A 25,807-nucleotide genomic window follows, 5' to 3' on the forward strand; every position below is an offset into this window, starting at 1 on the left:
ACAAAAACAGCTTATTTTTCAGCGTACATATTGGCGTACTTCAGGCCGAAGTACAGGATGAACAGATAGCAGGCGGCCGGCACCAGGAACGACAGCTGCAAGCTCACCGTGTCCGCCAAGTAGCCCTGCGCGAACGGCACCAGCGCGCCGCCGACAATCGCCATGCACAGCACGCCCGAACCCTGGCCGGTCAGCGGCCCCAGTTTGTTCAGCGCCATCGAGAAGATGGTCGGGAACATGATGGAGTTGAACAGACCCACCGCCAGAATCGCCCACATCGCCAGCTGGCCGCTGCTGAAGATCGCCACCAGCACCAGCGCGATCACCGCCGCCGCATTGAAAGCCAGCGCCTTGCCCGGGCTGACGGTGCGCATCACCGCGAAACCGATGAAACGGCCAATCATGGCGCCGCCCCAATAGAAGCTGACGTAATGCGCCGCCGTCTCCGCCGGCAGCGCCGCCACATGCGGCTCGCCGAGGAAGTTAATCAGGAAACTGCCGATCGACACCTCGCCGCCGACGTACAGGAAAATCGCCACCACGCCCAGCGCCAGATGAGGGTGCTTCAGCGCCTCGGCAAAGCCGCCCTGCGAGCCGCCCTGCTCCGCGTCGACGATTTTCGGCAGGCGCGCCAGCGCGAACAGGATCGCCAGCACCAGCAACGCGGCAGCCAGCGCCAGGTACGGGCCTTGCACGCTGGCCGCTTCCTTGGCGCGATATGCGGCCTGCTCCACCGCCGGCAGCCTGGCCAGATCGGCAGAACTCAGAACACCGCCACCCAGTATCAGCATGCCGCCCAGCGTCGGCGCCACCGTGGTGCCCAGCGAGTTGAAGGCTTGCGTCAGCGTCAGACGGCTGGACGCGGTGCGTGGATCGCCCAACACCGCGACATACGGGTTGGCCGCCACCTGCAAAATGGTGATGCCGCCCGCCAGCACAAAGAAGGCGATCAGGAACAGCGTGTAGCCGCTGGTGGCAGCCGGATAAAACAGCGCGCAGCCGGCGGCCGCAATCGTCAGGCCGGCCACGGCGCCATTCTGGTAGCCCAGCTTCTTGATCAGCATCCCCGCCGGCAGCGAAACGATGAAGTACGCGCCGAAGAAGCAGAACTGCACCAGCATCGCCTGCACATAGGTCAGCGTGTAGACCGCCTTCAGGTGCGGAATCAGCACGTCGTTCAAGGACGTGAGCAAGCCCCACATGAAGAACAGGATAGTGACGATGACCAGCGGCCCGGTATTGCCGCCCGCAGTCTGCGACTGCCCCGGCGCCACCGCAGTTTGCGAATAATGTTCCATACTTTACTTCCCCTTTATTGTTTAAAGTCCGCGCACGACAGCGCATCCTTGTCCCTGGCGGCGGCGCCAACGATCTGGATATTGGCGAACGTCGCCGCAAACGGCGCATCGGCGGCAACGCTGAACGGCGTGCTGAAAGCGGCCAGCGGCAGCCCCTGGCGGCAAAGCAGGACAGCGGAATCTTCACCGTCTGCTTGCCCTTGCCGGTCAGCTGCTTCAGGACAGCGCTGGCGTCCAGCTCCACCGTCTCCATGCCGATCAGCACCTTGCCCTGCGGCGCGGCCGTCACGATGGTATCAAACTGCAGCGCGCCGTCGGTGCTGGCAAACGCCGGCAGCTTGCGCGCCTTGCCGGCCTGCGCTTCCAGTTTCGCCGGCCCGGTCCAGGTCAGGCGCTTGGCGTCCTGTTGGGTATTGATCTGCGCCGTTTCCACTTTCACCGTCGGCAGGTTGAACACCGCGTTCAGGTCCGCCCCCAACGCCACACGCTGGCCGCCGCTGCTGACATACAGGCCATACGTCGCGCGGTCGGTCGGATTGTACACCGGCACCGCCAGCGACTTGCCGCAGCCGCCTTCCGGATAGCTGGTATCGAGCTGCGGCACGGTCGCCTTGCTGCCGTAGTCCAGGCCATAGCCGTATTTGAACAGCGGCGCGTAGTCCGCGTCGCCGACGTTGAGCGGCGTCTGGCAGGCCGCCTTCGGCCACGAGAACGATAGCTTGCCGCGGAAGTCCACATTGACCTTGCCGTCCGCCTTGCGAAACAGCACATCGCTCACGCCTTTGCCTTCGGTGCCCGGCAGCCATGCGGCCACCACGCTGTCCGACAGGTTGAAGATGTCGTTGGCGTACAGCGGACGGCCGGTAATCAGCACCGTCACCACCGGCTTGCCCTTGCCGGCGACCGCTTGCAGCACCGCCAGGTCTTCCGGGTGACGGCCGGACAGGCGCAGCGTGCCGGCCGGGCCGATGTCGCCGTCGCCCTCGGCGTAAGGCGTTTCGCCGATCACCGCGATCACCACGTCATATTTGCCGACATCGATGCCGGCCGCGTTCTCGCTGTAGGTGACGTGCTCCTTGCCGGCCACTTCCTGGATGCCGGCGAGGATGGTGTCGCTGAACGGATAGTCGCTGTTCTTGTTGTCCGTGCCCTGCCAGGTCAGCGACCAGCCGCCGGACTGGTTGGACATATTGTCGGCGCTTTTGCCGACCACGAGGATCTTCTTGCCGCGCGCCAGCGGCAGCACGCCGCCGTTATTCTTCAGCAGCACCAGCGATTCCTGCACCGCCTTGCGCGCCAGCGCGCGCTCCTGCAAGGCTTCCTGCTTGCCGGCGTAGATGTTCTGCGAAGGCTTCTTGCCGTCGAACAGGCCGGCGCGCATCTTCACGCGCAGGATGCGCGTCACCGCGTCATCGATGCGCGACATCGGAATCTCGCCCTTCTCCACCTGCGCGATGGTGTTGGCGATGAAGCTCTTCCACTTCTCCGGCACCATGACCAGGTCAACGCCGGCGTTGATCGACTGCGCGCAGCTGTCCTCCGCGCAGCCGGCCACTTCGCCGATGCCGTTCCAGTCGCTGACCACCAGGCCGTCGAAGCCCATTTTCTCCTTCAGCGCCACGGTCAGCAGTTCGCGGCTGCCATGCAGCTTGCCGTAGTCGTTCCAGCTGTTGAAAGACGCCATCACCGTCTGCACGCCCGCCGCCAGCGCCGGGTAGTAGCCCGCCGCATGCAGATTAATCATCTCCTCCGGCGTGGACTTGTTCAGGCCCCGGTCCTTGCCCTCGAAAGTGCCGCCGTCGCCGACAAAGTGCTTGGCGGTGGCCACCACCGTGTTATCGGATTTCAGGTCGCCTTGCAGGCCTTTGACGTAGACGCCGGCGTACTCGCTGACGATGGAAGCATCTTCCGAGAAGCTTTCGTAAGTCCGCCCCCAGCGGTCGTCGCGCACCACCGCCAGCGTCGGCGCGAACACCCAGTCGATGCCGGTGGCGCGCACGGCGCGCGCGACCGACTTCGCCATCTCGCCAACCAGCTGCGGATCGCGCGCGGCGCCAAGGCCGATGTTATGCGGGAACAGCGTGGCGCCGTACATATTCGAGTTGCCGTGCATGGCGTCGATGCCCCAGATGACCGGGATCTGCACCTTCATGTCGGTGCTCATCGAGGCGTCGTAGTAGGCGTCGGCCAGCTTCACCCAGTCGGCGGCGCTGGCGTGCTTGTTCCCTTGCGCCCAGCTGCCGCCGCCGTTCAGCACGGAACCGATGTAGTATTTGCGGATGTCTTCCGGCGTGCTGAATTTGATTTCCGGCTGCGTCATCTGGCCGATCTTCTGCGCCAGCGTCATGCCGGCGACGATTTCCTTGATGCGCGCTTCCATTGCCTTGTCTTGTTTGACGGCGCTGGTGATGCGGGGCCAGTCGGTCAGCGGTTTGCTGGTTGGTGCGGCGGTGACGCCGGCGCCCAGTGTCATGGCGGCCGTTACGACGGCGCAGCGCAGGATGTGATTTTGCGATTTCATTGTGTAGGTCTCCGTTATGTGTCGTCATTCCCGCGCAGGCGGGAATCTATGCCGGGTATGGGTTCCCGCCTGCGCGGGAACGACGGGTGGCTAGTGTCCGCGCACGAAAGCGCTGTACCACTGGCCGCTTTGCTTGATGATGCGGCGCTGCGTCGGGTAGTCGATATAGGTCAGGCCGAAGCGGCGCAGGTAACCCTCGGCCCACTCAAAGTTATCCAGTAGGCTCCAGGCAAAGTAGCCCTTGATCCTGCTGCCGCCCGCAATCGCATCGCGCATCGCGGCCAGGTGGCGGATCAGGTAATCGCGGCGCTGCGTATCGATCACCGCGCCATGTTCAAGATGATCGTCGTAGGAAGATCCGCTTTCGGTCACATACAGGTCGCCGACCAGGTAGTCGCGCGCCACGCGCTCCAGCAGCGTCACCATCCCTTGCGGCGACACCTCCCAACCGAAGTCCGTGCGCTGGCGGTCCTGCGGGTACACGATCTCCGCGCGCAGCGGATACTCGTCCGGCGCATTCTGCACCACTTCCGGGAAGTAGTAGTTCACGCCCAGGAAATCGCACTGCACGGCGATGGCTTCGAGGTCGCCCGGCATCACCACCGGCGCATCCTCGCCCACCAGCGCCAGCGCTTCGGCCGGATACCCCCGGCCATACAGCACATCGAGGAACCAGCGGTTGCGCAGCGCGTCGTGGCGCGACGCGGCGGCGGCATCGGCCGGGCTGTCGCTGGCCGGCTCCACCGGATGCAAACTCAATGCGATGCCGACCTTCGCGCCCGGCACATTGGCGCGGATCAGCGGCACCGCGCGGCCGTGCGACAGCAGCACGTGATGGCACACCTGCAACGCCAGCGGCAGCGACTTGTTGCCCGGCGCGTGCATGCCGTCCCAGTTGCCGTGCATGGCCGTGCACCACGGCTCATTGTGCGTGATCCAGTGCTTGATGCGGTCGCCCAGGTGGCGTGTAATCACATCCACATATTGCAGGTACAGGTCGACGGTGGCGCGGTTATTCCATCCGCCCTGGTCCTCGATGTACTGCGGCAGGTCCCAGTGGTACAAGGTGCACCACGGCTGCAAGCCGCGCGCCAGCATGCCATCCACCAGCCGCGAATAGAACGCCAGGCCTTTGGCATTCGGCTGCGCGTCCACGCCATTGAAGATGCGCGGCCATGCAATCGAAAAACGATAGGCGTTCAGGCCCATGGACTGCGCCAGGTCGAGGTCCTCCTCCCAGTGGTGATAGTGATCGCAGGCGACGGCGCCGGTGGAGCCGTCGCGGATCTTGCCGGGCCTCGCGGAGAAGGTGTCCCAGATCGACGGCACGCGGCCATCGACGGCGGCCGCGCCTTCAATCTGGTACGCGGAGGTGGACACGCCCCATACAAAGTCACTGGCAAAGTCGGAACGCTGGATCGCCATAGGCAGGTCGGTAGAAGTCTTGGTCATGGTTGGAATGGAGTAGGCGGTGTGGGAGAGTTCATCCACTTGATGGCGGTTTGCTGTGGCTCATACGGCACGCTGCCGAAGAGGCGGAACAGGTTTTCAATCTCGGCCAGCGAGGCCTTGTTGAAATCGAGTTTGGGAATCTTTGCGCCAGGCGCGTTGGTGACCAGGCCCCAGGTGCCCTTGCCCTGGCCGCCCTTGTTGGTCACCACCTTGTAGGCCCACGCGGTCGAGGCCCAGCCGTTGGCGACATAGGTGTCGTAAGTCGCCCGCAGCACCTGGCCGCCGAGCTCCGCTCCCATGAAGGCCCACGGCTGGAACTCGCCGACGAAAAAGGCGGTATCGAGCGCCGCCAGCTTCCGCTTCCACTTGCACACGCTGTCACCTTCGCCGGTGCATTGCAGCCAGGCCCTGTGCACCGCCAGTCCCGGCTTGCCCCAGCCGAAATGGCCGGGATAGGGATGCATCTCGAAGGCGACGTTGCGCATCCGTGGTCGGACGGCTTGCCGTAGGCGTCGATGCCCTTGACGTGGCCGGGCAGGATGATGACGTGGTTCTGATCGACCTCGCGGATAGCCGTGTACAGCGTGCGCATCACCGCCGCCATGTTCTCCGGCGTGGTGCCCCACGGTTCATTGAGAATGCTGTAGCCGGCCACCGCGCCGCGATCCTTGTAGCGCGCGGCGATCTGCTGCCACAGCCAGATGGTGCGCTGCTGGTATTCCGGCGTGTCCCAGTATCGATTGCGTCCCGCGCAGCCGCTGTGATGCTCCCAGCCCTGGCTGCCGACGGCGCCGTGCAGATCGAGGATTACATAAATGCCGCGCTTCTCCGCCTGCTCGATGGCGTTGTCCAGATACTTCCAGGCGTCGGCGCGCAGGTGGCGCGGGTTCTTTTCATCTTCCACTACGCTGTAGATGAACGGCAGGCGCACCAGGTTGAGATTCAGCCTGGGCAGCATATCCCAATCGCGTTCCGTGATCCAGTTATCGCGGAACAGCGTGTACAGGCGCTGACGTTCTTCGTAGCCAAAGCGCTGGTCGAGCACCGCCTCCAGCTTGCACTGATCGCCGACCGCCTTGGTCTGCTGCCCCATCATCCAGAACTCCTGGATCAGGTAGTTGCCCAGATTGACGCCGCGCAGCGCCGGCTGCGCGCCATCGGCCGCCAGCCACTTCGTGCCTTCCGTGTGCAACATCGGCAGCGGCGCCGGCGCTTGCGCGCGCGCCACGCCGGCCAGCAGCACGGCCACGCAGCAAGCGATTCGTTTTATCAGCATACGGCCTCCGTTGATGGAATCGTTTCCAAGCATACTGCAAAAAAGAGCATGCGGCCAGCGCGTGCTCTCGATCTTTACTTCGTTTTACGCGTAGCCAGCGACGCCCGCCGCGCCACATGCAGCTGATAGCCGCGCGTCACCGGTCGCTGCAGGCCATAGCACTGGTTCAGCAGATAGTTCAACCCGTTCATCGTCATCTCGCTCCACGGGATATGCACGCTGGTCAGCTGTGGCGCGGAGAACTGCGCGCTATGCGTATCGTCGTAACCGAGCACCGACACCTGCTGCGGCACCTGCACCCCCGCCTTCTGGAAAGCGGACAGCGCACCCACCGCCATTTCATCATTGGCGCAAAACACCGCCGTAAATTCCTCGCCCGACGCCAGCAGTTTCTCCGCGCAGGCAAAGCCGCCTTCCGAGGAGAACTCGCCGTCGGCCATCCACACCTTGCCGCTGTCGATGCCTGCCGCGTCCAGCTCCGCCTTGAAGCCGGCGATACGCTGCTGGTTGTCCGGCGCCGCCGCGCGGCCCGCGATCACCGCGATCTGGCGGTGTCCCGCGTCGAGCAGGGTGCGCGCCGCCAGTCGCCCGCCGGCCACGTGGTCCACCGTGAAGCACTGCCTGCTCAAGCTGGCGACCTCCTGGTTGATGACCACCACCCGGGACTGGAAAGGCCCCAGCGCCGCGAAATCCTCGTCCTCCATCGCATTGCTCATGACGATCAGGCCATCGCTGCCACGCTCGATCAGGAAGTTCAAGCCATCGATCGCCTGGTTGCGCGCATCGCCGTCGCCGACGCCGAACGCCACCACCATGTTCAAACCCGCCTCGCGCAGCGCCGTGTAGATCGACTGCAGAATCGGCGTATAAAACGTGCCGCTCAGGTAGGGGATGTACACACCGATCATCTGGCTGGTGCCCGACAACAGCGAGCGCGCCGCGTGCGAAGGCCGGAACTCCAGCTGCTCGATCGCCTTGCGCACCTTCTCCTGCGTGGATTGCGACACCGATCCCTTGCCGCTGATAACGCGCGAAGCGGTTCCTAAACCCACGCCCGCCAACCGGGCCACGTCTTTGATGGTTGCCACTCGATCCCTTATCCGTTCAGTCTATGCGGCGGCAAGGATAACCCGGGCCGCTCAATCCATCAAGGCGGCGGCGATGCCCTTCTGCGCCTTCTCCACCGGCATGCGGCTGTTCCAGTAGGTTGTCAGCACATCCTGTAGCGCGCCGTTCTGGTCCGGCGTCAGGTACACCTCGATCATGCCGAGCGCGCGCGTCTTCTCCTTCAGGATCGCCATGCCGGCCTGCGCGCACAGGTCCATGCCCGAGGTATCCACATTGCTCAGGATCGGCAGCGAACCCTTGATCCTGTTAAATTCCTGCTGCGCCTTCGGCGCCAGCATCGTCGTCGCCAGCAGCTTCTGCGCGCGCACGGCGTCCGGGTTGCGCGTCTTCGGGAAAACGAAGGCGTCGCCCTGGATCAGGTACGGCACATTCGGCCCCAGGCCGGCGATGCAGCCGAAGTCCTTGCCGGCGGTCTGCCGCGCGGCGGCGAACTCGCCCTTGGCCCAGTCGCCCATGATCTGCACCCCGGCCTTGCCGCTGATGAGCATCGCGGTGGCGTCGTTCCAGTTGCGGTTGGGCGAGCCGGCGTCCACATAGCTTTGCAGGCGCTTGAAGGCCAGCAGCACCTTTTTAAACGCCTCCGAATTGATCGCTTTCGGATTACGGTCGCGCAGCACCTGCAGGTACAGCTCCTTGCCGCCGATATTGGCCAGCATGGCCTGGAACAGGATGTTCTCCTGCCACGGCTGGCCGCCGTGCGCCAGGCCGACCAGGCCGGCGGCTTTCAGCTTGTCGAGCGCGGCGAACAGTTCGTCCGGCGTCGTCGGTTCTGCGGCGATGCCGGCTTTCTGGAACGCGGCCTTGGAATACCAGATCCAGGTCGACATATGAATGTCCACCGGCGCCGCGTAAAAGTGGCCCTTGACCTTGATGACGTCCAGTATCGGCTGCGGCATCAGCTGATCCCAGCGCTCGCGGAGGGCGATGTCATCAACGTTGTTAAGCGAACCCTGTTCGATCAGGTCGCGGAACTGCCACGTGGTATTAAACTGCGCGGCGGTCGGCGGATTGCCGCCAACGATACGGTTGATCGCCACCGCCTTGGCCTGGTCGGCGCCGGCAATGGCGGTATCGGCCCAGGCGCCGCCGGCGGCGCGGTAGGCGTCGGCAAACTTGCGCACGGCGGCGGACTCGCTGCTGGATGTCCACCAGTGCAGCACCTCTGCCTTGGGCGCGGCGGCGGCCGGCGCAGCGGACGCCGCGCCGCCGGCCAGCGCCAACGCCACCGCGGCCCCCGCAGCCACGGCACAGCGCAGCCGCCCGCCCGGACGCGCGGCGTCCCTGGTGTGCTTGTCCATCCTGTCTCCGTAGTTATTTTGATTGATTGGAAACGTTCCCAATTCCACCAAATATAGCACCGCTTGATTTTCAGTGTCAACGGAAACCCTTGCGGCAACTCAAGGGCGAATATTTCCCGTTGGATAAAATCGAGCGCGTCGACACCGTCAGGAGATGCCCGTGCCCGCCGTCCGCCCGAGCCTGCCCCGCCAGCGGGGCGTGATCGCCGTGCTGTGCTGCGCCATGCTGCTCGGCATGCTCGCCTTGATGGGCCTGGCATTGGACCTCGGCCAGTTGTACAACCGCAAAGCCGAACTGCAGGTGCTGGCGGACGCCACCGCGCTTGCCGCCGCGCGCGAGCTGAACGGCACAGGTGGCGGCGTCACCGAGGCCCTCAACGCGGCAGCCACGGCTGCCGCCCGCTTCCCGGTCGGCTACAACAAGATCAGCATCACCTGGGCGGCCGACGCGCTGCGCTTTGCCGCTGCGCCGGACGGCGCGTGGACCGATGCGGCGGGCGCCCAGGCCGCTGCCGCGCGCATGATGTACGTCAAGGTCGACACGCGCCAGCTGTCCGGCGATCCGGGCCTGGTCAACCTTATCTTCATGCGGCTGCGGGGCAGCGTCAGCGCCTCCGCGCAAGCCGTCGCCGGGCGCGCATCGACGCTGGTAACGCCGCTCGCGATCTGCGCCCAATCGACGCAACCGGCCGCCGCGCGCGCCAACGTCGGCGGCAACAGCGCCTTCGACGAACTGGTGGAGTTCGGCTTCCGGCGCGGTGTCGCCTACGACCTGATGAACCTCAATCCGCAAGGCCTGACGCCGCAGCATTTCCTCATCGACCCGCTGGCGCCGCCCGGCGTGGCCGGCGCCGCCGCCGACTTCGCCACCGACGTGGTCGGCCCCTTCGTCTGCAACGGCTCGCTGCCGATGCCCACCGTCATCGGCGGACCGCTGACGGTGCAGCGCGGCTTCCCGCTGGCCACGCTCTACCAGCACCTGAACTCGCGCTTCGACAACTACAGCGGCAACGTCTGCACGCCGGACGGCGCGCCGCCGGACAGCAACGTCAAGCCCTACCCCTACACCGCCATCAGTTGGATGGCGGCCGCGCCGGCGACGCAAACGGCCGGCGCCTGGACCAGCGGCGGCGTCAGGCTGTGGACACGCGCCGACCCGCTGCCGGGCGACGCCAGCAACACCGCCGCGCAGTACGGCCCGCTATGGGCCGGCGCCCGCGCCGTGCCCTATTCGGCCTACGTCGCGCAGCCGGTCGAGCCGGCCAATGGCTATGGCGTCTTCGCCGCCAGCGCGTGGAGCAGCCTGTATGCGCCGGGCGCGCCGGCCGCCAGCGGCTATCCGGCCGGCCAAGCCAACGCCACGCCTTACATCGCCACCGCCGGCACCCACTTCCTCGCGCCCAGCGCGGGGCACCAGCCCGGCGTTGCCAAACGGCGCGTGCTCCATGTCGCGCTGCTCGACTGCCCGGTGGCGGCCGGGCCCACCGCCAGTGCCACCGTGCTCGGCGTCGGCCGCTTCTTCATGACGGTACCGGCCACGCCCACCAGCCTTGCCGCCGAATTCGCCGGCATCGCCCCGCCATCGTCGCTCGGCGGCGCGACGGAGCTGCAACGATGAGGCGCCAGCGGCGGGCGCGCGGCGCCACCGTGGCCGAGTTTGCGCTTGCCATCGCCATCTTTCTTGGCGTGGTATTTTTCGTGCTGGAAGCGGCACGCGCACTCTACCTATGGAACACTTTGCAGGAAGTGACGCGCCGCGCAGCTCATGCGGCCGCCGTCAGCGACTTCAGCAACCCGGCCGCGATGGATGGCGTGCGGCAATCGGCGATCCTGCGCGACAGCGCCGGCCCGCTGGCGCTGGGCATGCCCATCACCGACGCCCACGTGCGCATCGACTACCTCTCGCTCGCGCGCGGCGCCGACGGCAGCCTGACGCCGACGCCGATTGCGGCAGGCGCGCTGCCGGCCTGTCCGGTCCAGGCGCGCATCAACTGCGCGGCCCATCCGCTCGGCGGCGACTGCATCCGCATGGTGCGCGCCCGCATCTGCGCGCCCGGCGCGGAAGACTGCGGCGCGGTCGCCTACCAGCCGATATTCCCGGTGCCCGGCTTCAGCTTGACGCTGCCGCAATCGCCGACCACCAGTCGCGCCGAATCGCTCGGCTTCCGGCCGGGAAGCACCTTATGTCCGTGAATATGACGGCGGGGAGGCGGCTATTTTTCGGTTAGCATGTTGTTAATCGCCGCCACCACTTCTGGTGCCTGGCTCTTGGGAATGATGATAATACTGTCCTCATTGCCATCCATGCCCTGCTGGCGCAGCACGATCTCGCCGTTACTGTTCGCGTAAATCGCCAGCGCATCCACACGCGGCAACACCAGCGACTCGCGGGCCGAAGCACTGTTCCAATCCCAATCCGCCATATCCGTCCCCTGTTATCAGACAAAGCAAATATGATAGCCCATTGCCACAAGAAAACAAAAACGGCGAGGCGGACCTCCCCTCGCGCGAATCACAAATGGCTATACCAGTGCTCTTCACCGACGATCACAATCCGGCCTCCGGCGGCGTTGTATTCGATAGCTTTCTCAATTTTTCTGCCATGCGTGGAATGCACACAGTTTTCGTTACCGATATCACCAATAACCAGATAATTCAGCTTTTTTGTAATCGAACCCGATGTGACGCCCCCACGCTCCGTGACCTGCTGCTCACACCAAGTGCGCTTGCCGGAGTTAAAAGCGCCGGTAAAGCAAAACACTTGATCGGCAAATTGGATTGGTCGCGCCGGCTCAGTGAAAGGCAGCCGGGTACTGCCGCTGGAGTTACCGTATTGCGGCGTAGTGTTACCGCCGACCGTTTTGGTCAGCAGTTCAAGAATCTCGGATTCTTCCTGAAGATCTAACTTACCGTCTGCCATTACAGCCAAGAGGCGCGGATACAAAACTTTGGCTGGCCAAAGGTTCGCAGCGCGGCGATTGGACTCCATCCAAGAAATCAGGAACTCAAGCTCGCCCTGCGAAACCATCCCGTCTGCAAGTACACCTTTAATGATCCCAATCAGTTCGTCAATCTGACGATCTGTAATGGCTTCGTTGCGAAAAAGCAAAGATAAGAGAAGCGTCGGTGGTCATGTCTTTCCTGGTAGCTAGGCCGTGGCTCGGCAATGTCTTTAAGTATAGACAAATTTACAGGAAGAAATATCACGCTTTATCACGTCAAAGATAAAAGTCGGTCGTCCAAAACTAAGAAACGAAAGATGCCAATCGATGATTGGCCTCCGTCTTTGATTGTGTTTGTCGGGGCGAGAAGATTCGAACCTCCACCCCATACACCCCATGTTTTGTTTTGTGCATCCGAGAAGGTCTTGGTCGATCTCACCCGCAAACAATCAAAGCCCCTGCGAAATAAAGTTTTGATTCTCCAGAGGTTCCGGCGATGTACACTAAGGGCCGAGGCAATTTAAGGCAAGGTTAAGGCAAGAAACGACTTATAGTAAAATCACAGCGCAGCAGGTGCGGCACTCAGGCCAGATTTGACGGCCAATTAACATTGTAACCTTAGTTCTTAATGTGGCGACGCAGAGCAAATTTTAAAAGGAAATACTATGAGTGAACTAGGGGAGCACGAACTTGTGCATGTTACCGGCGACCTCGAAATTATATCGCGGCAAGAACCGGCTTCAATTGTTTTTCTATGTAATGTATCTGCAGAGGAAGCCAACAAAAAACTTCGAAGCTTAAGGGATTTTTCCCAGGCAAAGATATTAGTTGAACTGGTGCGCATGAATATATCAGACTTCGTCAACACCGTAAAATTTCATGTACAGGAATATGCCGACAATGGAAATATCTCTGAGGAATCAATTACACAGGCCCGCCTAGATTTTATTAGGAAAATATTGAATATCTTATCATCATTCAGGACTTTTTTAGATCACGCCGATTGCGCAATTTCAAGAAAAAATGGGAAGTTATCCAACGAGTACTCCAAGTGGAAATCCGCACAAAGCGCGCAATACGATAGCTCTGCAGCATATCGAATTGTTTCTCGGCTGAGAAACTATTGCCAACATGTGGGCGTGCCACCCATGCAAATCACTTTTGGAAGTGAAAGATTGTCCGGCGAGATCACGCTCCAACTCCTTTTAGAACGAGATAGCTTATTGTCTGAACGCGACATCTGGAATCAAAAAACCAGACAAGACTTGGAAGCATTCCCCCCGCAATTCTCGATATTTGAACTGCTTGCGTCGTGGGAAGAGTGCTTCAATATGCTGTCACAGCATGTTTTGATTAGCGCTAGGGACGTGGCCCTGCCTCATGCTCAGACCATATTATCATATAGGAATACTCACAATATCCCCGAAAATGTGGGAAAATTGGCCTTCATGCAAACTCTAGTAATCTCTGATGAAAAAAATAAAGTTAATTTTAAATTAAATTGGCTTCCGGAAGGTGGTGCCCAAGAAATACTAACATTGACTGAAAATTCCGCACAGTTTGATCCCATCTTGCAGTTCAGCTAGTCCATTTGCAGTATCAGGTCCGGCGGCACCACTGCGACAGGCCACGACTTCTGCACCTGAATGTTTGCCACGCTGAGTGGTGCTGACACAGCTAACCGCCGATATTACGTCCGCGCTCCCCGCGAACGCCGACGCCCCCGCTAACTTTTCGCTGCGATAAGGCGGGCAATAATAGCGCGAGCTGGTGATCGTTCCAACCGAATGGGATAGCAGGCTCAGCTGCAAATCAGAATGCGCTTCTTTTGGGCTAGCAATCATGAAGAATATCTACCTCAGAACCTTTCTCTGATTCAGAGCATTTGGAACTTTACTGTCCGCAAATAGCCCTAAAATCAAGGTTCCCATTCGTAAGCCTGCGTCAGTGGCAACAACTTGGCGGCATGCTTCCGAAAAATTCTCTCCGGCATCGCCAAAATGCTATTTGTACATCTGGTTGTGCTCAAGAATATCCAAACTTTTCAACATAAGAATTTTGAAGTCTACGGCTCTTTCTTTTTTCTGGGCTTCTTAGTGGTCATTGCGTCGGTCTTGGAAAAACCCTTTCGGTATTATTTCATGAGCCCTATCACACAGAAATTCTTACAGGCTCAAGATTCGCAAGGCCGACCTGGCGCGCGTGCTGGATGTGCACACCCCACAAATCGACCGTCTGTCCGATCTTGATCATTCGTCCAAAATCGAATTCGTCGATCAAGCAGCCAAGGTTCTCGACAAAACTCTGAACTTCTCGCTCGCCTGATAGCGACGCATCCCCGCCATCGCCGTGAGGCGCCGGCACCTTAATTTGGTTTTCCATGAACAACATCGCACTATACTCGAGACGCAGGTTAACACCCTAAGCTTTCTCTACTTCAAACGACTAAAAACATGGACGACAATTTCACCGTAAGCTTCATCGACAACCCCGACGCATTTCCAGCACTGCACCAGCAGTTGGAGAAACGTGGATTGCGACTTACGCTGAACCACCCGGCCTTGGTCGGCCTGCCCACAACAGCTTGAACGAAGATCGCTATCAGGCAATGTTCGAAAGCACTTTTCTTCACAGCGCACGAGTATCAAGGCTGCGGTTCACACATTCGACGTAGGCAATGGGTTCCCCGACTTCTACGTCATTTACGACAGGGCGCGATTCGCAGATTCCGAAAAGTTAGGGCGGGAGCTTAAACGGCTCGGCATCCTTTAATGGGCGCCAGAAACAGTAAACGCCCGCGACTTTGAGGGGGGGGCCTGCGCGCCGATCAGCAGGACGGCCGACGGCGATGCCATGACCGCCAGGAAAATCATTACGCCGCCCTGCTTTGGCAGAGAGCGCACGAGCGTCGCCGCGCAATCGGTGCCGATAAACGCCGCTTGGACAAAGCACTGAAGGAGGGCCAGCGCGGCAGACTCCACACGGGGGACGAGTTGCATTGCCGCAGGCGACCTGGCCGCGCGCCTGACGCCTGCCAGGCAGCGCGAGCTCAACGCCCTGCGCGACCTGACCAAATCTGCCAGCAGCGTGGTCAACTCAACCAGGCCGAGGTCATCGACCTTGACGTGAAACACCTGCCAGCACCACCAGCATCGCGGCAGGTAAGGCGGAATCCTGACCGCCGCGTCAGATAAGAAAAAGGCCAGCATCTCGGCTGGCCTAAGTCTTTGATTTTGTTGGTCGGGGCGAGAGGATTCGAACCTCCGACCCCATGCACCCCATGCATGTACGCTACCAGGCTGCGCTACGCCCCGACGAACGGCTTATTATAGCAGCGGGTTTAAGTATTTGTCATGTTTGCCGAACGCGGCTAGCATAGCTTGGATGAACACTTCCGATCTCCACCGTGCCGCCGCCCTCGTCCAGCAAGCCGACCTGCTCATTGTCGCCGCCGGCGCCGGGCTTGGCGTCGATTCAGGCCTGCCGGATTTTCGCGGCAATCAAGGCTTCTGGCAGGCCTACCCTGCCCTCGGCCGCGCGCGCATGGCGTTCACCAGCGTCGCCTCGCCGGCGACCTTTAGTGAGGATCCGGCGCTGGCCTGGGGATTTTACGGGCACCGGCTCAATCTTTACCGCGCGACCACGCCGCACGCCGGCTTCGGCCTGTTGAAGAAATGGGGCGAGCGCATGCGGCTTGGCTACGCCGTTTTCACCAGCAATGTTGATGGCCAGTTCCAGGCGGCCGGCTTCGACCCGCAGCGCATTTATGAATGTCACGGCTCGATCCACCACCTGCAATGCCTGGCGCCGTGCGGCGCGGATATCTGGAGCGCGGACGGCTACACGCCGCAAGTCGATAACGACGCTTGCCAGTTGCTGAACCAGCCGCCCGCCTGCCCCCATTGCGGCGGCATGGCGCGGCCGAATATCCTGATGTTCGGCGACTGGGGATGGCATGACCACCGCTCCGCCGCCCAGGAGGCGCGCCTGGGCCGCCTGCTGCGCCAGGCGCAACGCCCGCTGGTCGTGGAACTGGGGGCCGGCGTGGCGATACCGTCGGTCCGCCACTTCGGCCAGTCGGTGATCAGCCATCACAACGGCCGCATGGTCCGCATCAATCCGCGCGAGCCGCAGGTTGCGGGCCCGCGCGATGTCGGACTGGCCGCCGGCTCGCTGGCGGCGCTGAACGCCATCGACGCTTTGCTATAAACGGTTTATACCAGTTTCACCGTGATCGGCGACAGGCCGGCGACCTTGCCTTCGAGGACGTTGCCGCGCACGACCGCGCCCACGCCTTCCGGCGTGCCGCTGAAAATCAGGTCGCCCGGCGCCAGCGTGAAGTAGGTCGACAGGTTGGCGATGGTTTCGCTGACCGACCAGATCAGCTGGGCGATCGACGACGATTGCCTGGTCACGCCGTCGACATCGAGCTCGATCGCGGCATTGTTGATGTCGCCCGCCTCTGCGGCACGGTGGATCAGGCCGATCGGCGCCGAGAAGTCGAAGGCCTTGCCGATTTCCCACGGACGGCCGGCGTCGCGCATCTTGAATTGCAGGTCGCGCCGCGTCATGTCGAAGCCGACCGCGTAGCCGAAGATGTGCGCGGCCGCGTCTTCCACCGCGATGTTGGCGCCGCCCTTGCCGATGGCCACCACCAGCTCGCATTCATAATGCAGGTTGCTGGTCAGCGGCGGATACGGCAGTTCCAGCACGCGGTTGGGCGCGGCCGGCACCACCGCTTGCGCATCGCCGGGCTTGGAGAAGAAGAACGGCGGTTCGCGGTCCGGGTCGGAACCCATCTCACGCGCGTGGCCGGCGTAGTTGCGGCCGACGCAGTAGACGCGGCGCACGGGGAACAGGTCGGAGGTGCCGGCCACCGGCAGGCCGACGATGTCATGGGCGGGAATTACGTAGGAGGTCATGATGCGCCTATCAGCTGATTAAGACCTCATGATGGTACAACAGCGCGCGCCCCTCTGCTGCGGCGCGAAACATTATGAGACAAATCAGGTCAGCAGCAATGCCGTCAGCACGACGCGCCACCCTGCCACCAGGGAGTCGCGGTTCATGTCGGGACGCTGTATGGCGCGGATCGACAGGCCCTGGAACAGCGACACCATGGTGTCGATGCGGCCGTCGAGCGTGGCGTCGTCGACCGCCAGGCCGCGCCGCTCGCGCTCGCGCTTGATGATGGGACGGAAGCGCTCCCCCACCTTGCGGTCGGCGGCGCGCAGCGCCTCGGCGATCTTCGGGTTGCGCGAAGCCTCGGCAAACATCTCCAGCGGCAGCTCGGTCTGTTGCGGGTCGAGGTGCTTCTCGATGTGCTCCGGCGCGCCGTCGATCATCGATTGCAGCGGGTCTTCCTGGCTATCGAGCTCGCCGAGCTTGATCAGCACATCCTCGGCATGCAGGTCGACAAACGCCATGATGATGGCGTCCTTGTTGTCGAAGTAGTTGTAGATATGGCCGGCGCTCATGCCGGCTTCCTTCGAGATTTCCGACATGCTGGCGGCGTGGAAGCCGCTGCGGGCGAAACACACGGCGGCCGCCTGCAAAACCTGATTGCGGCGGTTCTGCGCGCGCTCTGGGTCGGTGCGGCGTTTGACCGGGGTGCTCATGGGTGTCCTTGGTTATGTGCCTGGGGCGTGTATCGATGAGAGAACGGCGGGCGCGCGACGGCGCCCGCCGTGCCGGATCAGCCTTGCGGCTGCTGCTGCGGCAGCTCCGGCTGCCAGCCGCCGCCCAGCACCTTGTACAAGGTGACGGCGTTGCTGGTTTTTGCAAGGCGGGTGGTGATCAGGCCTTGCTGGGCCGTGTACAGCGCGCGCTGCGACACCAGCGCGTTCAGGTACGAATCGGCGCCCTGGCGGTAGCGCGCCTCGTTGATGGTGTAGCTCTTCTGCGACGCTTCCACCAGCGCCGTCTGCGACGCCAGGCGCTCGTCCAGCGTGCCGCGCGTGGCCAGGGCGTCGGCCACTTCGCGGAACGCGGTCTGCACCGATTTCTCGTACTGCGCCACCGAGATGTCGCGCTCGGCCTTGGCGATGTCGAGGTTGGCGCGGTTGACGCCAGCGTCGAAGATCGGCAGGTTGATCTGCGGGACAAAGCTCCAGGTCGACGAGCCGGCCTTGAACAGGCCGGAAAGCGTGGTGCTGGCGCTGCCGCCGGACGCCGTCAGCGAGATGCTCGGGAAGAAGGCGGCGCGCGCCACGCCGATGTTGGCGTTGGCGGCGCGCAGCGCGCGCTCGGCTTCCTGCACGTCCGGGCGGGCGCGCAGCAGGTCCGACGGCAGGCCGGCCGGAATCGCGGCCAGCTGCGTCACTTCTTCCAGATCGCCGGTCGGCAGCAGGTCGGCTGGCACGCTGCTGCCCACCAGCAGCGTCAGCGCGTTCAGGTCCAGCGCCACTTGCGCGGTGTAGACGGCGGCGTCGTTGCGCGCCGTCTCCACGCTGGTCTGGGCGTCGTACATGTCGGTGCCGGCCACCACGCCCGAGGCGAAGCGCTTCTTGCTCAGGTCATACGAGGTCTGCTGCGATTTCAGCGTCTCCTGCGCCAGCTTCAGACGCTGCTGGTCGGCGATCAGGGTCGAATACGCGTTGGCCACTTCCGCCACCAGCGTGATCTGCTGCGTGCGGCGCGCCTCTTCGGTGCCCAGATAGCTTTGCAGGCCGGCCTCGGACTGGTTGCGCAGCTTGCCGAAGAAGTCCAGCTCATACGAGGACATCACCAGGCCGCCGGTGTACTGGCGGCTGATGGCCGCCTCGCCGGTGCCGGTCATGGTCGACGGCGTGCGCGAGGCGCTCTGGTTGACATTGGCCGACAGCTTCGGCAGCAGCGCCGCCGTGTCGATGTTGTACTGCGCCTTGGCCTTCTCGATGTTGAGCACCGAGACGCGCAGGTCGCGGTTGTTGGCCAGCGCCAGCTCGATCACCTTGCGCAGTTTGGCGTCGGCGAAGTATTCGCGCCACAGGATCTGCGACACCGGCTTGGCGTCGGCCGCCGCCGGCGGCACGCCCTGGTAGGCGTCGCCGCTAGGATAGGCCTGCGGCACCGCTTGCGCCGGGCGTTCGTACACCGGCGCCAGGCTGCAGCCGGCCAGCAGCGCCAGCGCCGCCATCGTGATTAAGGATTTTTTCATATTAATGCACCTCCACAGCGGTTGCCGGCGCGGCCGGCTGCTTCGGAGCGAAGTAGCCACGCACCAGCACAAAGAACAGCGGCACGAAGAAAATGCCCAGGAAGGTCGCGGTCAGCATCCCGCCCAGCACGCCGATACCGATCGCGTTCTGGCTGCCGGAGCCGGCGCCGCTGCTGATCGCCAGCGGCAGCACGCCCAGGCCGAAGGCGATCGAGGTCATCAGGATCGGCCGCAGACGCAGTTTCACCGCGTGCAGCGTGGCCTTCTTCAGGTCCTCGCCCTTGTCCTGCAGCTCTTTCGCGAACTCCACGATCAGAATCGCGTTCTTCGCCGACAGGCCCACCACGGTCAGCAGGCCGACCTGGAAGTAGACGTCGTTCGACAGCTTGAACAGCATCGTGCCCAGCACCGTACCGATCACGCCCAGCGGCACCACCAGCAGCACCGAGAACGGCACCGACCAGCTTTCATACAGCGCGGCCAGGCACAGGAACACGATCAGGATCGAGATCGCGTACAGCACCGTGGTCTGCGAACCGGAGTCGCGCTCCTCGATCGACAGGCCGGTCCACTCGTAGCCGATACCGGCCGGCAGCTTCTCCGCCAGCTTCTCGATTTCCGCCATCGCGGCGCCCGAGCTCTGGCCCGGCGCCGGCGCGCCCAGGATCTCGGTCGACGACAGGCCGTTGTAGCGCTCCAGGCGCGGCGAGGCGTAAATCCACTTGCCGCTGGAGAAGGCCGAGAATGGCACCATCTCGCCGTCGGCGTTACGCACGAACCACTTGTTCAGGTCTTCCGGCGTCATGCGGGCTTCCGGCGCGCCTTGCAGGTACACCTTCTTCACGCGGCCGCGATCGACGAAGTCGTTGACGTAGGAGCTACCCCAGGCGGTGCTCAGCACCTTGTTCACATCATCGACCTTCAGGCCCAAAGCGATGGCCTTCTGCTGGTCGACGGTGATCTTGTACTGCGGCGTGTCTTCCATGCCGTTCGGACGCACGCCGGCCAGCACCTTGCTCTGCGCGGCCATGCCCAGCATCTGGTTGCGCGCGGCCATCAGCGCTTCGTGACCGACGCCGCCGATGTCCTGCAGCTGCAAGTCGAAGCCGGAGGCGTTACCCAGTTCAAGCACCGCCGGCGGGGCGAAGGCGAACACCATCGCGTCCTTGATCTGCATCAGCGCGCCCATGGCGCGGCCGGCGATCGCGCTGACGCGATTTTCCTTGCCCGAACGCTCGGACCAGTCCTTCATCCGCACGAAGGCGATGCCGCTGTTCTGGCCATTGCCGGCGAAGCTGAAGCCGGCCACGGCGAACACCGACGCGACGTTGTTCTTCTCGTTGGTCAGGAAGTGGTTCTCGACTTTCTCGATCACCTTCAGCGTGCGCTCCTGCGTGGCGCCGGTCGGCAACTGGATCTGCGAGAACAGCACGCCCTGGTCTTCTTCCGGCAGGAAGGAGGTCGGCAGGCGCATGAAGGCGAAGGCCAGCACCACCACGATGGCGGCGTAGACGATCAGCGAACGGCCGCTGCGATTCAGGATCGATGCGACCACGCCCTGATACCTGGTGCTGCTACGGTCGAAGGTGCGGTTGAACCAGCCGAAGAAACCCTTGTCGGCCATGTGGTGGCCCTTCTCGACCGGCTTGAGGATGGTCGCGCACAGCGCCGGCGTGAAGATCATCGCCACCAGCACCGACAGCACCATCGCCGACACGATCGTCACCGAGAACTGGCGGTAAATCACACCGGTCGAACCGCTGAAGAAGGCCATCGGCACGAACACCGCCGACAGCACCAGCGCGATGCCGACCAGCGCGCCGCTGATCTGGGTCATCGATTTGCGGGTTGCCTCCAGCGGCGACAGGCCCTCCTCGCTCATGATACGTTCAACGTTTTCCACCACCACGATGGCATCGTCGACCAGCAGGCCGATCGCCAGCACCACCGCGAACATGGTCAGCGTATTGATCGAGTAGCCCAGCGCCGACAGGATGGCGAAAGTACCCAGCAGCACCACCGGCACCGCCATGGTTGGAATCAGCGTGGCGCGGAAGTTTTGCAGGAACAAATACATCACCAGGAACACCAGGATCACCGCTTCCACCAGGGTTTTCACCACTTCCTCGATCGACAGCTTGACGAACGGGGTGGTGTCGAACGCCACCACCGCCTTCAGGCCTTGCGGGAAGCGTTTTTCCATCTCGGCCACTTTGGCCTTGACCAGGTTGGCGGTATCGAGCGCGTTGGCGCCGGTGGCCAGCTTGATCGCCACGCCGGACGCCGGCTTGCCGTTGTAACGGGCGACGATGTTGTAGGTTTCGCGGCCCAGCTCCATGCGGGCGACGTCGCGCAGGTGCACGGTGGCGCCGTTGGCGGAGGTCTTCAGCAGGATGGCGCCGAATTGTTCCGGCGTTTGCAGACGGCTTTGCGCCGTCACCGTGGCGTTCAGCTGCTGGCCCTTGACGGCCGGCAGGCCGCCCAGTTCACCGGCCGAGACTTCGGCGTTCTGCGCGGTGATGGCGGTCGACACGTCGGCCGGCGTCAGCTGGTAGCTTTGCAGCTTGGCGGCGTCCAGCCAGATGCGCATGGCGTACTGCGAACCGAAGTTGGTCACATCGCCCACGCCTTCCACGCGCGAGATCGGGTCCAGCACGTTGGCGGTGACGTAGTCGCCGATGTCGGCGTTGTTCATCGAGCCGTCTTCGGACACGAAGCCCAGCACCAGCAGGAAGTTCTTGGTGGCCTTGGCAACCACCAGGCCTTGCTGCTGCACGGCGGCCGGCAGCAGCGGCGTTGCCAGCTGCAGCTTGTTCTGCACCTGCACCTGCGCGATGTCAGGATTGGTGCCGCTCTTGAAGGTCAGCGTCAGGTTGACGCCACCGGTGGCGTCGGACGACGACGACATGTAGCGCAGGCCGTCGATACCCTTCATCTTCTGTTCGATGATCTGGGTAACGGCGTCTTCCACGGTCTTGGCCGAGGCGCCCGGATACGAGCCGGTGATCGAAATCGACGGCGGTGCAATGCTTGGATACTGCGATATCGGCAGGCCGAGAATCGCCATCACGCCGCCAAGCATGATCACGATCGCGACCACCCACGCAAAAATCGGGCGATCAATAAAGAAACGGGACATGTGCTATCTCCTTATTGCGCGCTCTTGGCGTTGGCAGGCGCGGCGCCGCCGGCGGCAGCCGTGGCGGCCGGCGCGGCCGCCGGCTTGGCAGGCGCGCCCGGTTTCACTTTTTGCAGGCCTTCGATGATCAGCAGGTCGCCCTCGGCCAGGCCGGATTTGACCAGCCACTTGTCGCCCTGGGTGCTGCCGGTGACCAGCGTGCGCTGTTCAACCTTGCCTTCCTTGTTGATCACCATGGCGGTCGCTTCGCCTTTCGGGTTGCGCGTCACGCCCTGCTGCGGCACGGCGATGGCTTTTTCATCCACGCCCGACTCCACCACCGCGCGCACGAACATGCCAGGCAGCAGATCGTGTTTCGGGTTCGGGAACAGCGCGCGCAGCGTGACGTTGCCGGTGCCCGGATCGACCGAGACGTCGGAGAATTGCAGCTTGCCGGTTTCGGCGTACTTGCTGCCGTCCGACAGCAGCAGCGTGACCTTGGCCTGGCCGTCTTTTTCAGGCCGCCGTTTTCCACTTCGCGCTTCAGGCGCAGCATGTCTTCGCTGCTCTGGGTGACGTCGACGTAGATCGGGTCCAGCTGCTGCACGGTGGTCAGCGCGGTGGTCTGGTTGGCGGTGACCAGCGCGCCCGGCGTGACGGTCGAGCGGCTGATGCGGCCGCTGATCGGCGCATCGACGTGGGTGTAGTCCAGATTGATCTTGGCTTGCTGCAGCGCGGCGTTCGCCGATTCGACCTCGGCCTTGGCCTGTTCGAAGGCGGCAACGGCGTCGTCGTATTCCTGCTTGCTGACGCCTTCGATCGCCACCAGCTCCTTGTAGCGCTGCACCTTCGGCTCGGCGGTCAGCAGGTTGGCCTTGGCCTTGGCCAGCGCGGCCTTGGCGGAATTGTACGAAGCCTGGTAAATGGCCGGGTCGATCTGGTACAGCGGCACGCCGGCCTTGACGTCGGCGCCCTCGACAAACAGGCGTTTCTGAATCAGACCGTTGACCTGCGGGCGCACTTCAGCGACTTGGTAAGCGCTGGTGCGGCCCGGCAGTTCGGTCGTGACTTGCAGCGGCGCTTGCGCCACCTTGAAAACGCCCACTTCCGCCACCTGCTGCTTTTGAGGTGCTTCGGTCGTGGACTTGGAGCAGCCGGCCAGGACGGCCAGCGCGGAGACTATGGCTGCGGCACCCGCGGTGCGCAACATCGTTTTTTTGCAGAAAAAGGCTTCCATCGGTGTGAGCTTTCTGTATAAAAATTAAGCACAGCCTCTAGAATGAACGATCATTCTAATTAAGTCAAGCAACTTTTTAATGCGGCGCAGCAACTCGAAGCGTTGTTTAAGTGGGACTTAAGACAGCCGGCCGGACAAGTCGCCGGACCGCCCCGGTCTTGCAATGCTACAATCAGATAATTTCTTTGTGACATCTTTTAGTACGACCGTGCATCTTTCATCCACCCCTTCCCGCGCCGCCCGTCCCCGCCTCACCACGCTGGTGACGGTGGGCGTCAGCGCCACGGTGCTGCTGACGGTGCTGTCGCTGCTGATCCTGGTCGACCATTTCGCCATCGACTACGCGCGGCGCGAGGCCGGCGCCCGCCTGCAACAGCTGGCGTGGCAGATGCGCGACTCGCTCAACAGCGTGGTGCGCAAGGCCACCGGCGACGTGCGACTGCTGGCGGAGCTGCCGCGCGTGCGCGCCGCGCGCTCGCCGGACGAGGTGCGCAAGGTGCTGGAAAGCCTGCAAAAAACCTTCCCCGACTACGCCTGGATCGGCCTGGCCAACCGGGACGGCAAGGTGGTGGCCGCCACCCAGGGCATGCTGGAGGGCGTGGACGTCAGCCAGCGCGACTGGTTCAAGGGCGGCCGCGACCGGCTGTTCGCCGGCGACTTCCACCCGGCCACGCTGCTCAACAACAAGCTGCCGGCCAGCGCCGATCCGTGGCGCTTCGTCGACGCCGCCGCGCCGGTGCGCGACAGCGCCGGCCGCGACCTCGGCGTGCTGTGCGTGCACATGAGCTGGGGCTGGGCGCGGCGCATGGTGCACACCATGCTGGCGCCGGCCGACCGCCGCTACGCCGCCGAGGTCCTGGTGGTGCGCGGCGACAATACCGTGATCCTCGGCCCGAAGGGGCTGGAAGAGCAAAAGATCGCCAGCGACAGCCTGACGCTGGCGCGCGCCGGCCACGCCGGCGCCCTCAAGGAAACCTGGCCCGACGGCCGCAGCTACCTGACCGGCTACGCCCGCAGCGGCGAGCCGGGCAACCCGGCCACCCTGAGCTGGTCGATCCTGGTGCGCCAGCCGGAGGAACAGGCGCTGGCCGGCGCGCGCGCGCTGGAGCGCCAGATCCTGCTGCTGGGCGCCATCCTCGGCGCCGCGCTGGCGTGCGCCGGCGCCCTGGTCGCCCGGCGGCTGACGCGCCCCCTCAACGCGCTCAGCCACGCCATCGAGCACCGCCTGGCCAGCGCCGACCCGGCGCCGCTGCTGCCGGCGCTGCAGCCGGTCGACACCTTCCACGAGGCGCAGGTGCTGTCGCGCGCGCTGGCCGGGCTGCTGCGCAACGAGCAGCAGCATCTGGACGCGCTGCGCGGCCTGAACGAAAAGCTGGAATCGACGGTTGCCGAGCGCACCCGCGAAATCGTCCGCAAGGCGCTGCAACTGGAACGCGCGCTGGGCCAGGAACACAGTACCCAGCAACTGCTGCAGGAACGCGCCGCCGAGCTGCGCGCCATCCTCGACAACGCCCACGACGCCTTCATCGCGCTCGATCCCGGCGGCGTGGTGCGCGAGTGGAACCAGCAGGCGGAAAAGCTGCTGGGCTGGAAGCGCAGCGAGGTCATCGGCCAGCCGCTGGCGGCCATGATGCTGCCGCCGCAGCTGCGCCGCGCCTACGAGCGCGACATGCGCCTGCTGGCCGAGCACGGCGCCGCCGTGCCGAGCCGCCGCGTCGAGCTGACGCTGCACAACCGCGCCGGCCAGGAGCTGCCGGTGGAAGTGTCGCTGGCCTATGTGCCGCGCAGCAGCGGCCACCTGTTTATTGCCTTCCTGCATGACATCAGCGAGCGCAAGTCGCTGTTCGCCTCGCTGGAGGCAATGGCGCTGCGCGACACCCTGACCGGCCTGTGCAACCGGCGCGCGCTGATGCAGGCGCTGCCGGCCGCGCTGCAGCGCGCCAACCGCAACCGCCACAGCTGCGCCGTGCTGTTCCTCGACCTCGACCGCTTCAAGCAGGTCAACGACCGCTACGGCCACGAGGAAGGCGACGAGCTGCTGCGCCAGTTCGCCGCCCGCGTGCGCGGCGCCGTGCGCAAGACCGACACCGTCGGCCGCCTGGCCGGCGACGAGTTCATCGTCATCCTCGAAATGCTGGCCGGCGACGCCGCCGCCCGCGAGGCGGCCGACAAGCTGGAACTGGCGCTGCGCCGGCCGTTCGCGCTGAAAACCACCACCGTCGAGCTCAGCGCGAGCATCGGCATCGCGCTGCACCATCCGGACGACCCGCAGGACGTCGAAACCCTGCTCGGGCGCGCCGACCGCGCCATGTACCGCCACAAGCAACAGGGAATTCAGCAGCGCGCTCGCCGCTGACGCTTTCGGGTAGCATGGCCCGATCTTCTTCCTGTACGGACCG

20 protein-coding genes, 1 tRNA gene and 2 pseudogenes are annotated in these 25,807 nt (G+C 63.6%); 6 read left to right on the plus strand and 17 right to left on the minus strand.

Features of this window, described 5'->3' with window-relative positions:
* Nucleotides 1-11: 11 nt before the first annotated feature.
* The 7 genes and pseudogenes from ACRQ5J_RS21545 to ACRQ5J_RS21575 form a co-directional block, all read right to left on the minus strand.
* The gene (locus ACRQ5J_RS21545) at nucleotides 12-1,298 is read right to left on the minus strand and encodes a sugar MFS transporter (protein ID WP_432379644.1); all 1,287 of its coding nucleotides are present in this window, start codon (nucleotides 1,296-1,298) and stop codon (nucleotides 12-14) included.
* A gap of 211 nt (nucleotides 1,299-1,509) precedes the next feature.
* Nucleotides 1,510-3,819, minus strand: a pseudogene (locus ACRQ5J_RS21550) (glycoside hydrolase family 3 N-terminal domain-containing protein); the annotation flags it as partial.
* 90 nt (nucleotides 3,820-3,909) lie between these two features.
* Nucleotides 3,910-5,271 carry a GH1 family beta-glucosidase gene (locus tag ACRQ5J_RS21555; RefSeq protein WP_432379646.1) on the minus strand — a complete coding sequence of 454 codons (1,362 nt, stop codon included), beginning with the start codon at nucleotides 5,269-5,271 and terminating at the stop codon, nucleotides 3,910-3,912.
* Complete coding sequence (locus tag ACRQ5J_RS21560; RefSeq protein WP_432379648.1) at nucleotides 5,268-5,546, minus strand: hypothetical protein; 279 nt, start codon at nucleotides 5,544-5,546, stop codon at nucleotides 5,268-5,270. The genes ACRQ5J_RS21555 and ACRQ5J_RS21560 overlap by 4 nt, the downstream gene beginning before the upstream one ends.
* Nucleotides 5,474-6,547 (minus strand): glycoside hydrolase family 5 protein, encoded by a 1,074-nt coding sequence (locus tag ACRQ5J_RS21565; protein WP_432379650.1) that lies wholly within the window; start codon nucleotides 6,545-6,547, stop codon nucleotides 5,474-5,476. Before ACRQ5J_RS21565 ends, ACRQ5J_RS21560 begins: the two co-directional genes overlap by 73 nt.
* A gap of 74 nt (nucleotides 6,548-6,621) precedes the next feature.
* The gene (locus ACRQ5J_RS21570; protein ID WP_432379652.1) at nucleotides 6,622-7,635 is read right to left on the minus strand and encodes a LacI family DNA-binding transcriptional regulator; all 1,014 of its coding nucleotides are present in this window, start codon (nucleotides 7,633-7,635) and stop codon (nucleotides 6,622-6,624) included.
* Between the two features lie 51 nt (nucleotides 7,636-7,686).
* Complete coding sequence (locus ACRQ5J_RS21575; protein WP_432379653.1) at nucleotides 7,687-8,973, minus strand: ABC transporter substrate-binding protein; 1,287 nt, start codon at nucleotides 8,971-8,973, stop codon at nucleotides 7,687-7,689.
* A gap of 154 nt (nucleotides 8,974-9,127) precedes the next feature.
* Here ACRQ5J_RS21575 and ACRQ5J_RS21580 point away from each other — a divergent pair, with 154 nt between their 5' ends.
* Together ACRQ5J_RS21580 and ACRQ5J_RS21585 are read left to right on the plus strand one after the other, a co-directional pair.
* Entirely contained in the window at nucleotides 9,128-10,591 is a 1,464-nt protein-coding gene (locus ACRQ5J_RS21580; RefSeq protein WP_432379655.1) for a pilus assembly protein TadG-related protein, read from the plus strand.
* Nucleotides 10,588-11,166, plus strand: coding sequence for a TadE/TadG family type IV pilus assembly protein (locus ACRQ5J_RS21585; RefSeq protein ID WP_432379657.1), 579 nt, complete (start codon nucleotides 10,588-10,590; stop codon nucleotides 11,164-11,166). The genes ACRQ5J_RS21580 and ACRQ5J_RS21585 overlap by 4 nt, the downstream gene beginning before the upstream one ends.
* 20 nt (nucleotides 11,167-11,186) lie before the next feature.
* On the opposite strand, the gene ACRQ5J_RS21590 is transcribed toward ACRQ5J_RS21585, so the two are convergent.
* On the minus strand, nucleotides 11,187-11,396 hold the full coding sequence (locus tag ACRQ5J_RS21590) for a hypothetical protein (RefSeq protein WP_432379659.1): 210 nt from the start codon (nucleotides 11,394-11,396) through the stop codon (nucleotides 11,187-11,189).
* Nucleotides 11,397-11,485: 89 nt separating this feature from the next.
* Nucleotides 11,486-12,082, minus strand: a complete 597-nt coding sequence (locus ACRQ5J_RS21595; protein WP_432379661.1) for a BRCT domain-containing protein — start codon at nucleotides 12,080-12,082, stop codon at nucleotides 11,486-11,488.
* Between the two features lie 498 nt (nucleotides 12,083-12,580).
* Here ACRQ5J_RS21595 and ACRQ5J_RS21600 point away from each other — a divergent pair, with 498 nt between their 5' ends.
* On the plus strand, nucleotides 12,581-13,501 hold the full coding sequence (locus ACRQ5J_RS21600) for a hypothetical protein (protein WP_432379662.1): 921 nt from the start codon (nucleotides 12,581-12,583) through the stop codon (nucleotides 13,499-13,501).
* Between the two features lie 565 nt (nucleotides 13,502-14,066).
* Here the strand turns inward: ACRQ5J_RS21600 and ACRQ5J_RS21605 are convergent.
* Nucleotides 14,067-14,297 (minus strand): hypothetical protein, encoded by a 231-nt coding sequence (locus ACRQ5J_RS21605; RefSeq protein ID WP_432379664.1) that lies wholly within the window; start codon nucleotides 14,295-14,297, stop codon nucleotides 14,067-14,069.
* 71 nt (nucleotides 14,298-14,368) lie between these two features.
* Here ACRQ5J_RS21605 and ACRQ5J_RS21610 point away from each other — a divergent pair, with 71 nt between their 5' ends.
* Nucleotides 14,369-14,503 carry a hypothetical protein gene (locus ACRQ5J_RS21610; RefSeq protein ID WP_432379666.1) on the plus strand — a complete coding sequence of 45 codons (135 nt, stop codon included), beginning with the start codon at nucleotides 14,369-14,371 and terminating at the stop codon, nucleotides 14,501-14,503.
* A gap of 180 nt (nucleotides 14,504-14,683) precedes the next feature.
* Here ACRQ5J_RS21610 and ACRQ5J_RS21615 read toward each other — a convergent pair whose 3' ends face one another.
* Complete coding sequence (locus tag ACRQ5J_RS21615; RefSeq protein ID WP_432379668.1) at nucleotides 14,684-15,124, minus strand: hypothetical protein; 441 nt, start codon at nucleotides 15,122-15,124, stop codon at nucleotides 14,684-14,686.
* Between the two features lie 28 nt (nucleotides 15,125-15,152).
* Nucleotides 15,153-15,229: transfer RNA gene (locus tag ACRQ5J_RS21620), tRNA-Pro, on the minus strand.
* A gap of 70 nt (nucleotides 15,230-15,299) precedes the next feature.
* Here ACRQ5J_RS21620 and ACRQ5J_RS21625 point away from each other — a divergent pair.
* On the plus strand, nucleotides 15,300-16,124 hold the full coding sequence (locus tag ACRQ5J_RS21625; RefSeq protein WP_432379669.1) for an SIR2 family NAD-dependent protein deacylase: 825 nt from the start codon (nucleotides 15,300-15,302) through the stop codon (nucleotides 16,122-16,124).
* Between the two features lie 5 nt (nucleotides 16,125-16,129).
* Here ACRQ5J_RS21625 and ACRQ5J_RS21630 read toward each other — a convergent pair whose 3' ends face one another.
* The 5 genes and pseudogenes from ACRQ5J_RS21630 to ACRQ5J_RS21650 form a co-directional block, all read right to left on the minus strand.
* On the minus strand, nucleotides 16,130-16,837 hold the full coding sequence (locus ACRQ5J_RS21630) for a fumarylacetoacetate hydrolase family protein (RefSeq protein ID WP_432379671.1): 708 nt from the start codon (nucleotides 16,835-16,837) through the stop codon (nucleotides 16,130-16,132).
* Between the two features lie 84 nt (nucleotides 16,838-16,921).
* Nucleotides 16,922-17,533, minus strand: coding sequence for a TetR/AcrR family transcriptional regulator (locus ACRQ5J_RS21635; RefSeq protein ID WP_432379673.1), 612 nt, complete (start codon nucleotides 17,531-17,533; stop codon nucleotides 16,922-16,924).
* Nucleotides 17,534-17,610: 77 nt separating this feature from the next.
* Nucleotides 17,611-19,053, minus strand: coding sequence for an AdeC/AdeK/OprM family multidrug efflux complex outer membrane factor (gene adeC, locus ACRQ5J_RS21640; protein ID WP_432379675.1), 1,443 nt, complete (start codon nucleotides 19,051-19,053; stop codon nucleotides 17,611-17,613).
* Between the two features lies 1 nt (nucleotide 19,054).
* Nucleotides 19,055-22,192 (minus strand): efflux RND transporter permease subunit, encoded by a 3,138-nt coding sequence (locus tag ACRQ5J_RS21645; protein ID WP_432379677.1) that lies wholly within the window; start codon nucleotides 22,190-22,192, stop codon nucleotides 19,055-19,057.
* 11 nt (nucleotides 22,193-22,203) lie between these two features.
* A pseudogene (locus tag ACRQ5J_RS21650) lies at nucleotides 22,204-23,408 on the minus strand (efflux RND transporter periplasmic adaptor subunit).
* Between the two features lie 208 nt (nucleotides 23,409-23,616).
* Here ACRQ5J_RS21650 and ACRQ5J_RS21655 point away from each other — a divergent pair.
* The gene (locus ACRQ5J_RS21655) at nucleotides 23,617-25,764 is read left to right on the plus strand and encodes a diguanylate cyclase domain-containing protein (protein WP_432379678.1); all 2,148 of its coding nucleotides are present in this window, start codon (nucleotides 23,617-23,619) and stop codon (nucleotides 25,762-25,764) included.
* Nucleotides 25,765-25,807: the final 43 nt, after the last annotated feature.

Origin of the sequence: Duganella sp. P38, assembly GCF_050859475.1 — a bacterium.
Classification (GTDB): domain Bacteria; phylum Pseudomonadota; class Gammaproteobacteria; order Burkholderiales; family Burkholderiaceae_D; genus Rugamonas.

Bases quoted from the DNA above. Each gene is read 5' to 3' on its own strand.
- adeC (WP_432379675.1), bottom strand. From the start codon at position 19,053: ATGAAAAAATCCTTAATCACGATGGCGGCGCTGGCGCTGCTGGCCGGC.
- ACRQ5J_RS21615 (WP_432379668.1), bottom strand. From the start codon at position 15,124: ATGCTGGCCTTTTTCTTATCTGACGCGGCGGTCAGGATTCCGCCTTAC.
- ACRQ5J_RS21635 (WP_432379673.1), bottom strand. From the start codon at position 17,533: ATGAGCACCCCGGTCAAACGCCGCACCGACCCAGAGCGCGCGCAGAAC.
- ACRQ5J_RS21575 (WP_432379653.1), bottom strand. From the start codon at position 8,973: ATGGACAAGCACACCAGGGACGCCGCGCGTCCGGGCGGGCGGCTGCGC.
- ACRQ5J_RS21600 (WP_432379662.1), top strand. From the start codon at position 12,581: ATGAGTGAACTAGGGGAGCACGAACTTGTGCATGTTACCGGCGACCTC.
- ACRQ5J_RS21580 (WP_432379655.1), top strand. From the start codon at position 9,128: ATGCCCGTGCCCGCCGTCCGCCCGAGCCTGCCCCGCCAGCGGGGCGTG.
- ACRQ5J_RS21555 (WP_432379646.1), bottom strand. From the start codon at position 5,271: ATGACCAAGACTTCTACCGACCTGCCTATGGCGATCCAGCGTTCCGAC.
- ACRQ5J_RS21630 (WP_432379671.1), bottom strand. From the start codon at position 16,837: ATGACCTCCTACGTAATTCCCGCCCATGACATCGTCGGCCTGCCGGTG.
- ACRQ5J_RS21565 (WP_432379650.1), bottom strand. From the start codon at position 6,547: ATGCTGATAAAACGAATCGCTTGCTGCGTGGCCGTGCTGCTGGCCGGC.
- ACRQ5J_RS21605 (WP_432379664.1), bottom strand. From the start codon at position 14,297: ATGGAAAACCAAATTAAGGTGCCGGCGCCTCACGGCGATGGCGGGGAT.
- ACRQ5J_RS21585 (WP_432379657.1), top strand. From the start codon at position 10,588: ATGAGGCGCCAGCGGCGGGCGCGCGGCGCCACCGTGGCCGAGTTTGCG.
- ACRQ5J_RS21625 (WP_432379669.1), top strand. From the start codon at position 15,300: ATGAACACTTCCGATCTCCACCGTGCCGCCGCCCTCGTCCAGCAAGCC.
- ACRQ5J_RS21610 (WP_432379666.1), top strand. From the start codon at position 14,369: ATGGACGACAATTTCACCGTAAGCTTCATCGACAACCCCGACGCATTT.
- ACRQ5J_RS21545 (WP_432379644.1), bottom strand. From the start codon at position 1,298: ATGGAACATTATTCGCAAACTGCGGTGGCGCCGGGGCAGTCGCAGACT.
- ACRQ5J_RS21590 (WP_432379659.1), bottom strand. From the start codon at position 11,396: ATGGCGGATTGGGATTGGAACAGTGCTTCGGCCCGCGAGTCGCTGGTG.
- ACRQ5J_RS21645 (WP_432379677.1), bottom strand. From the start codon at position 22,192: ATGTCCCGTTTCTTTATTGATCGCCCGATTTTTGCGTGGGTGGTCGCG.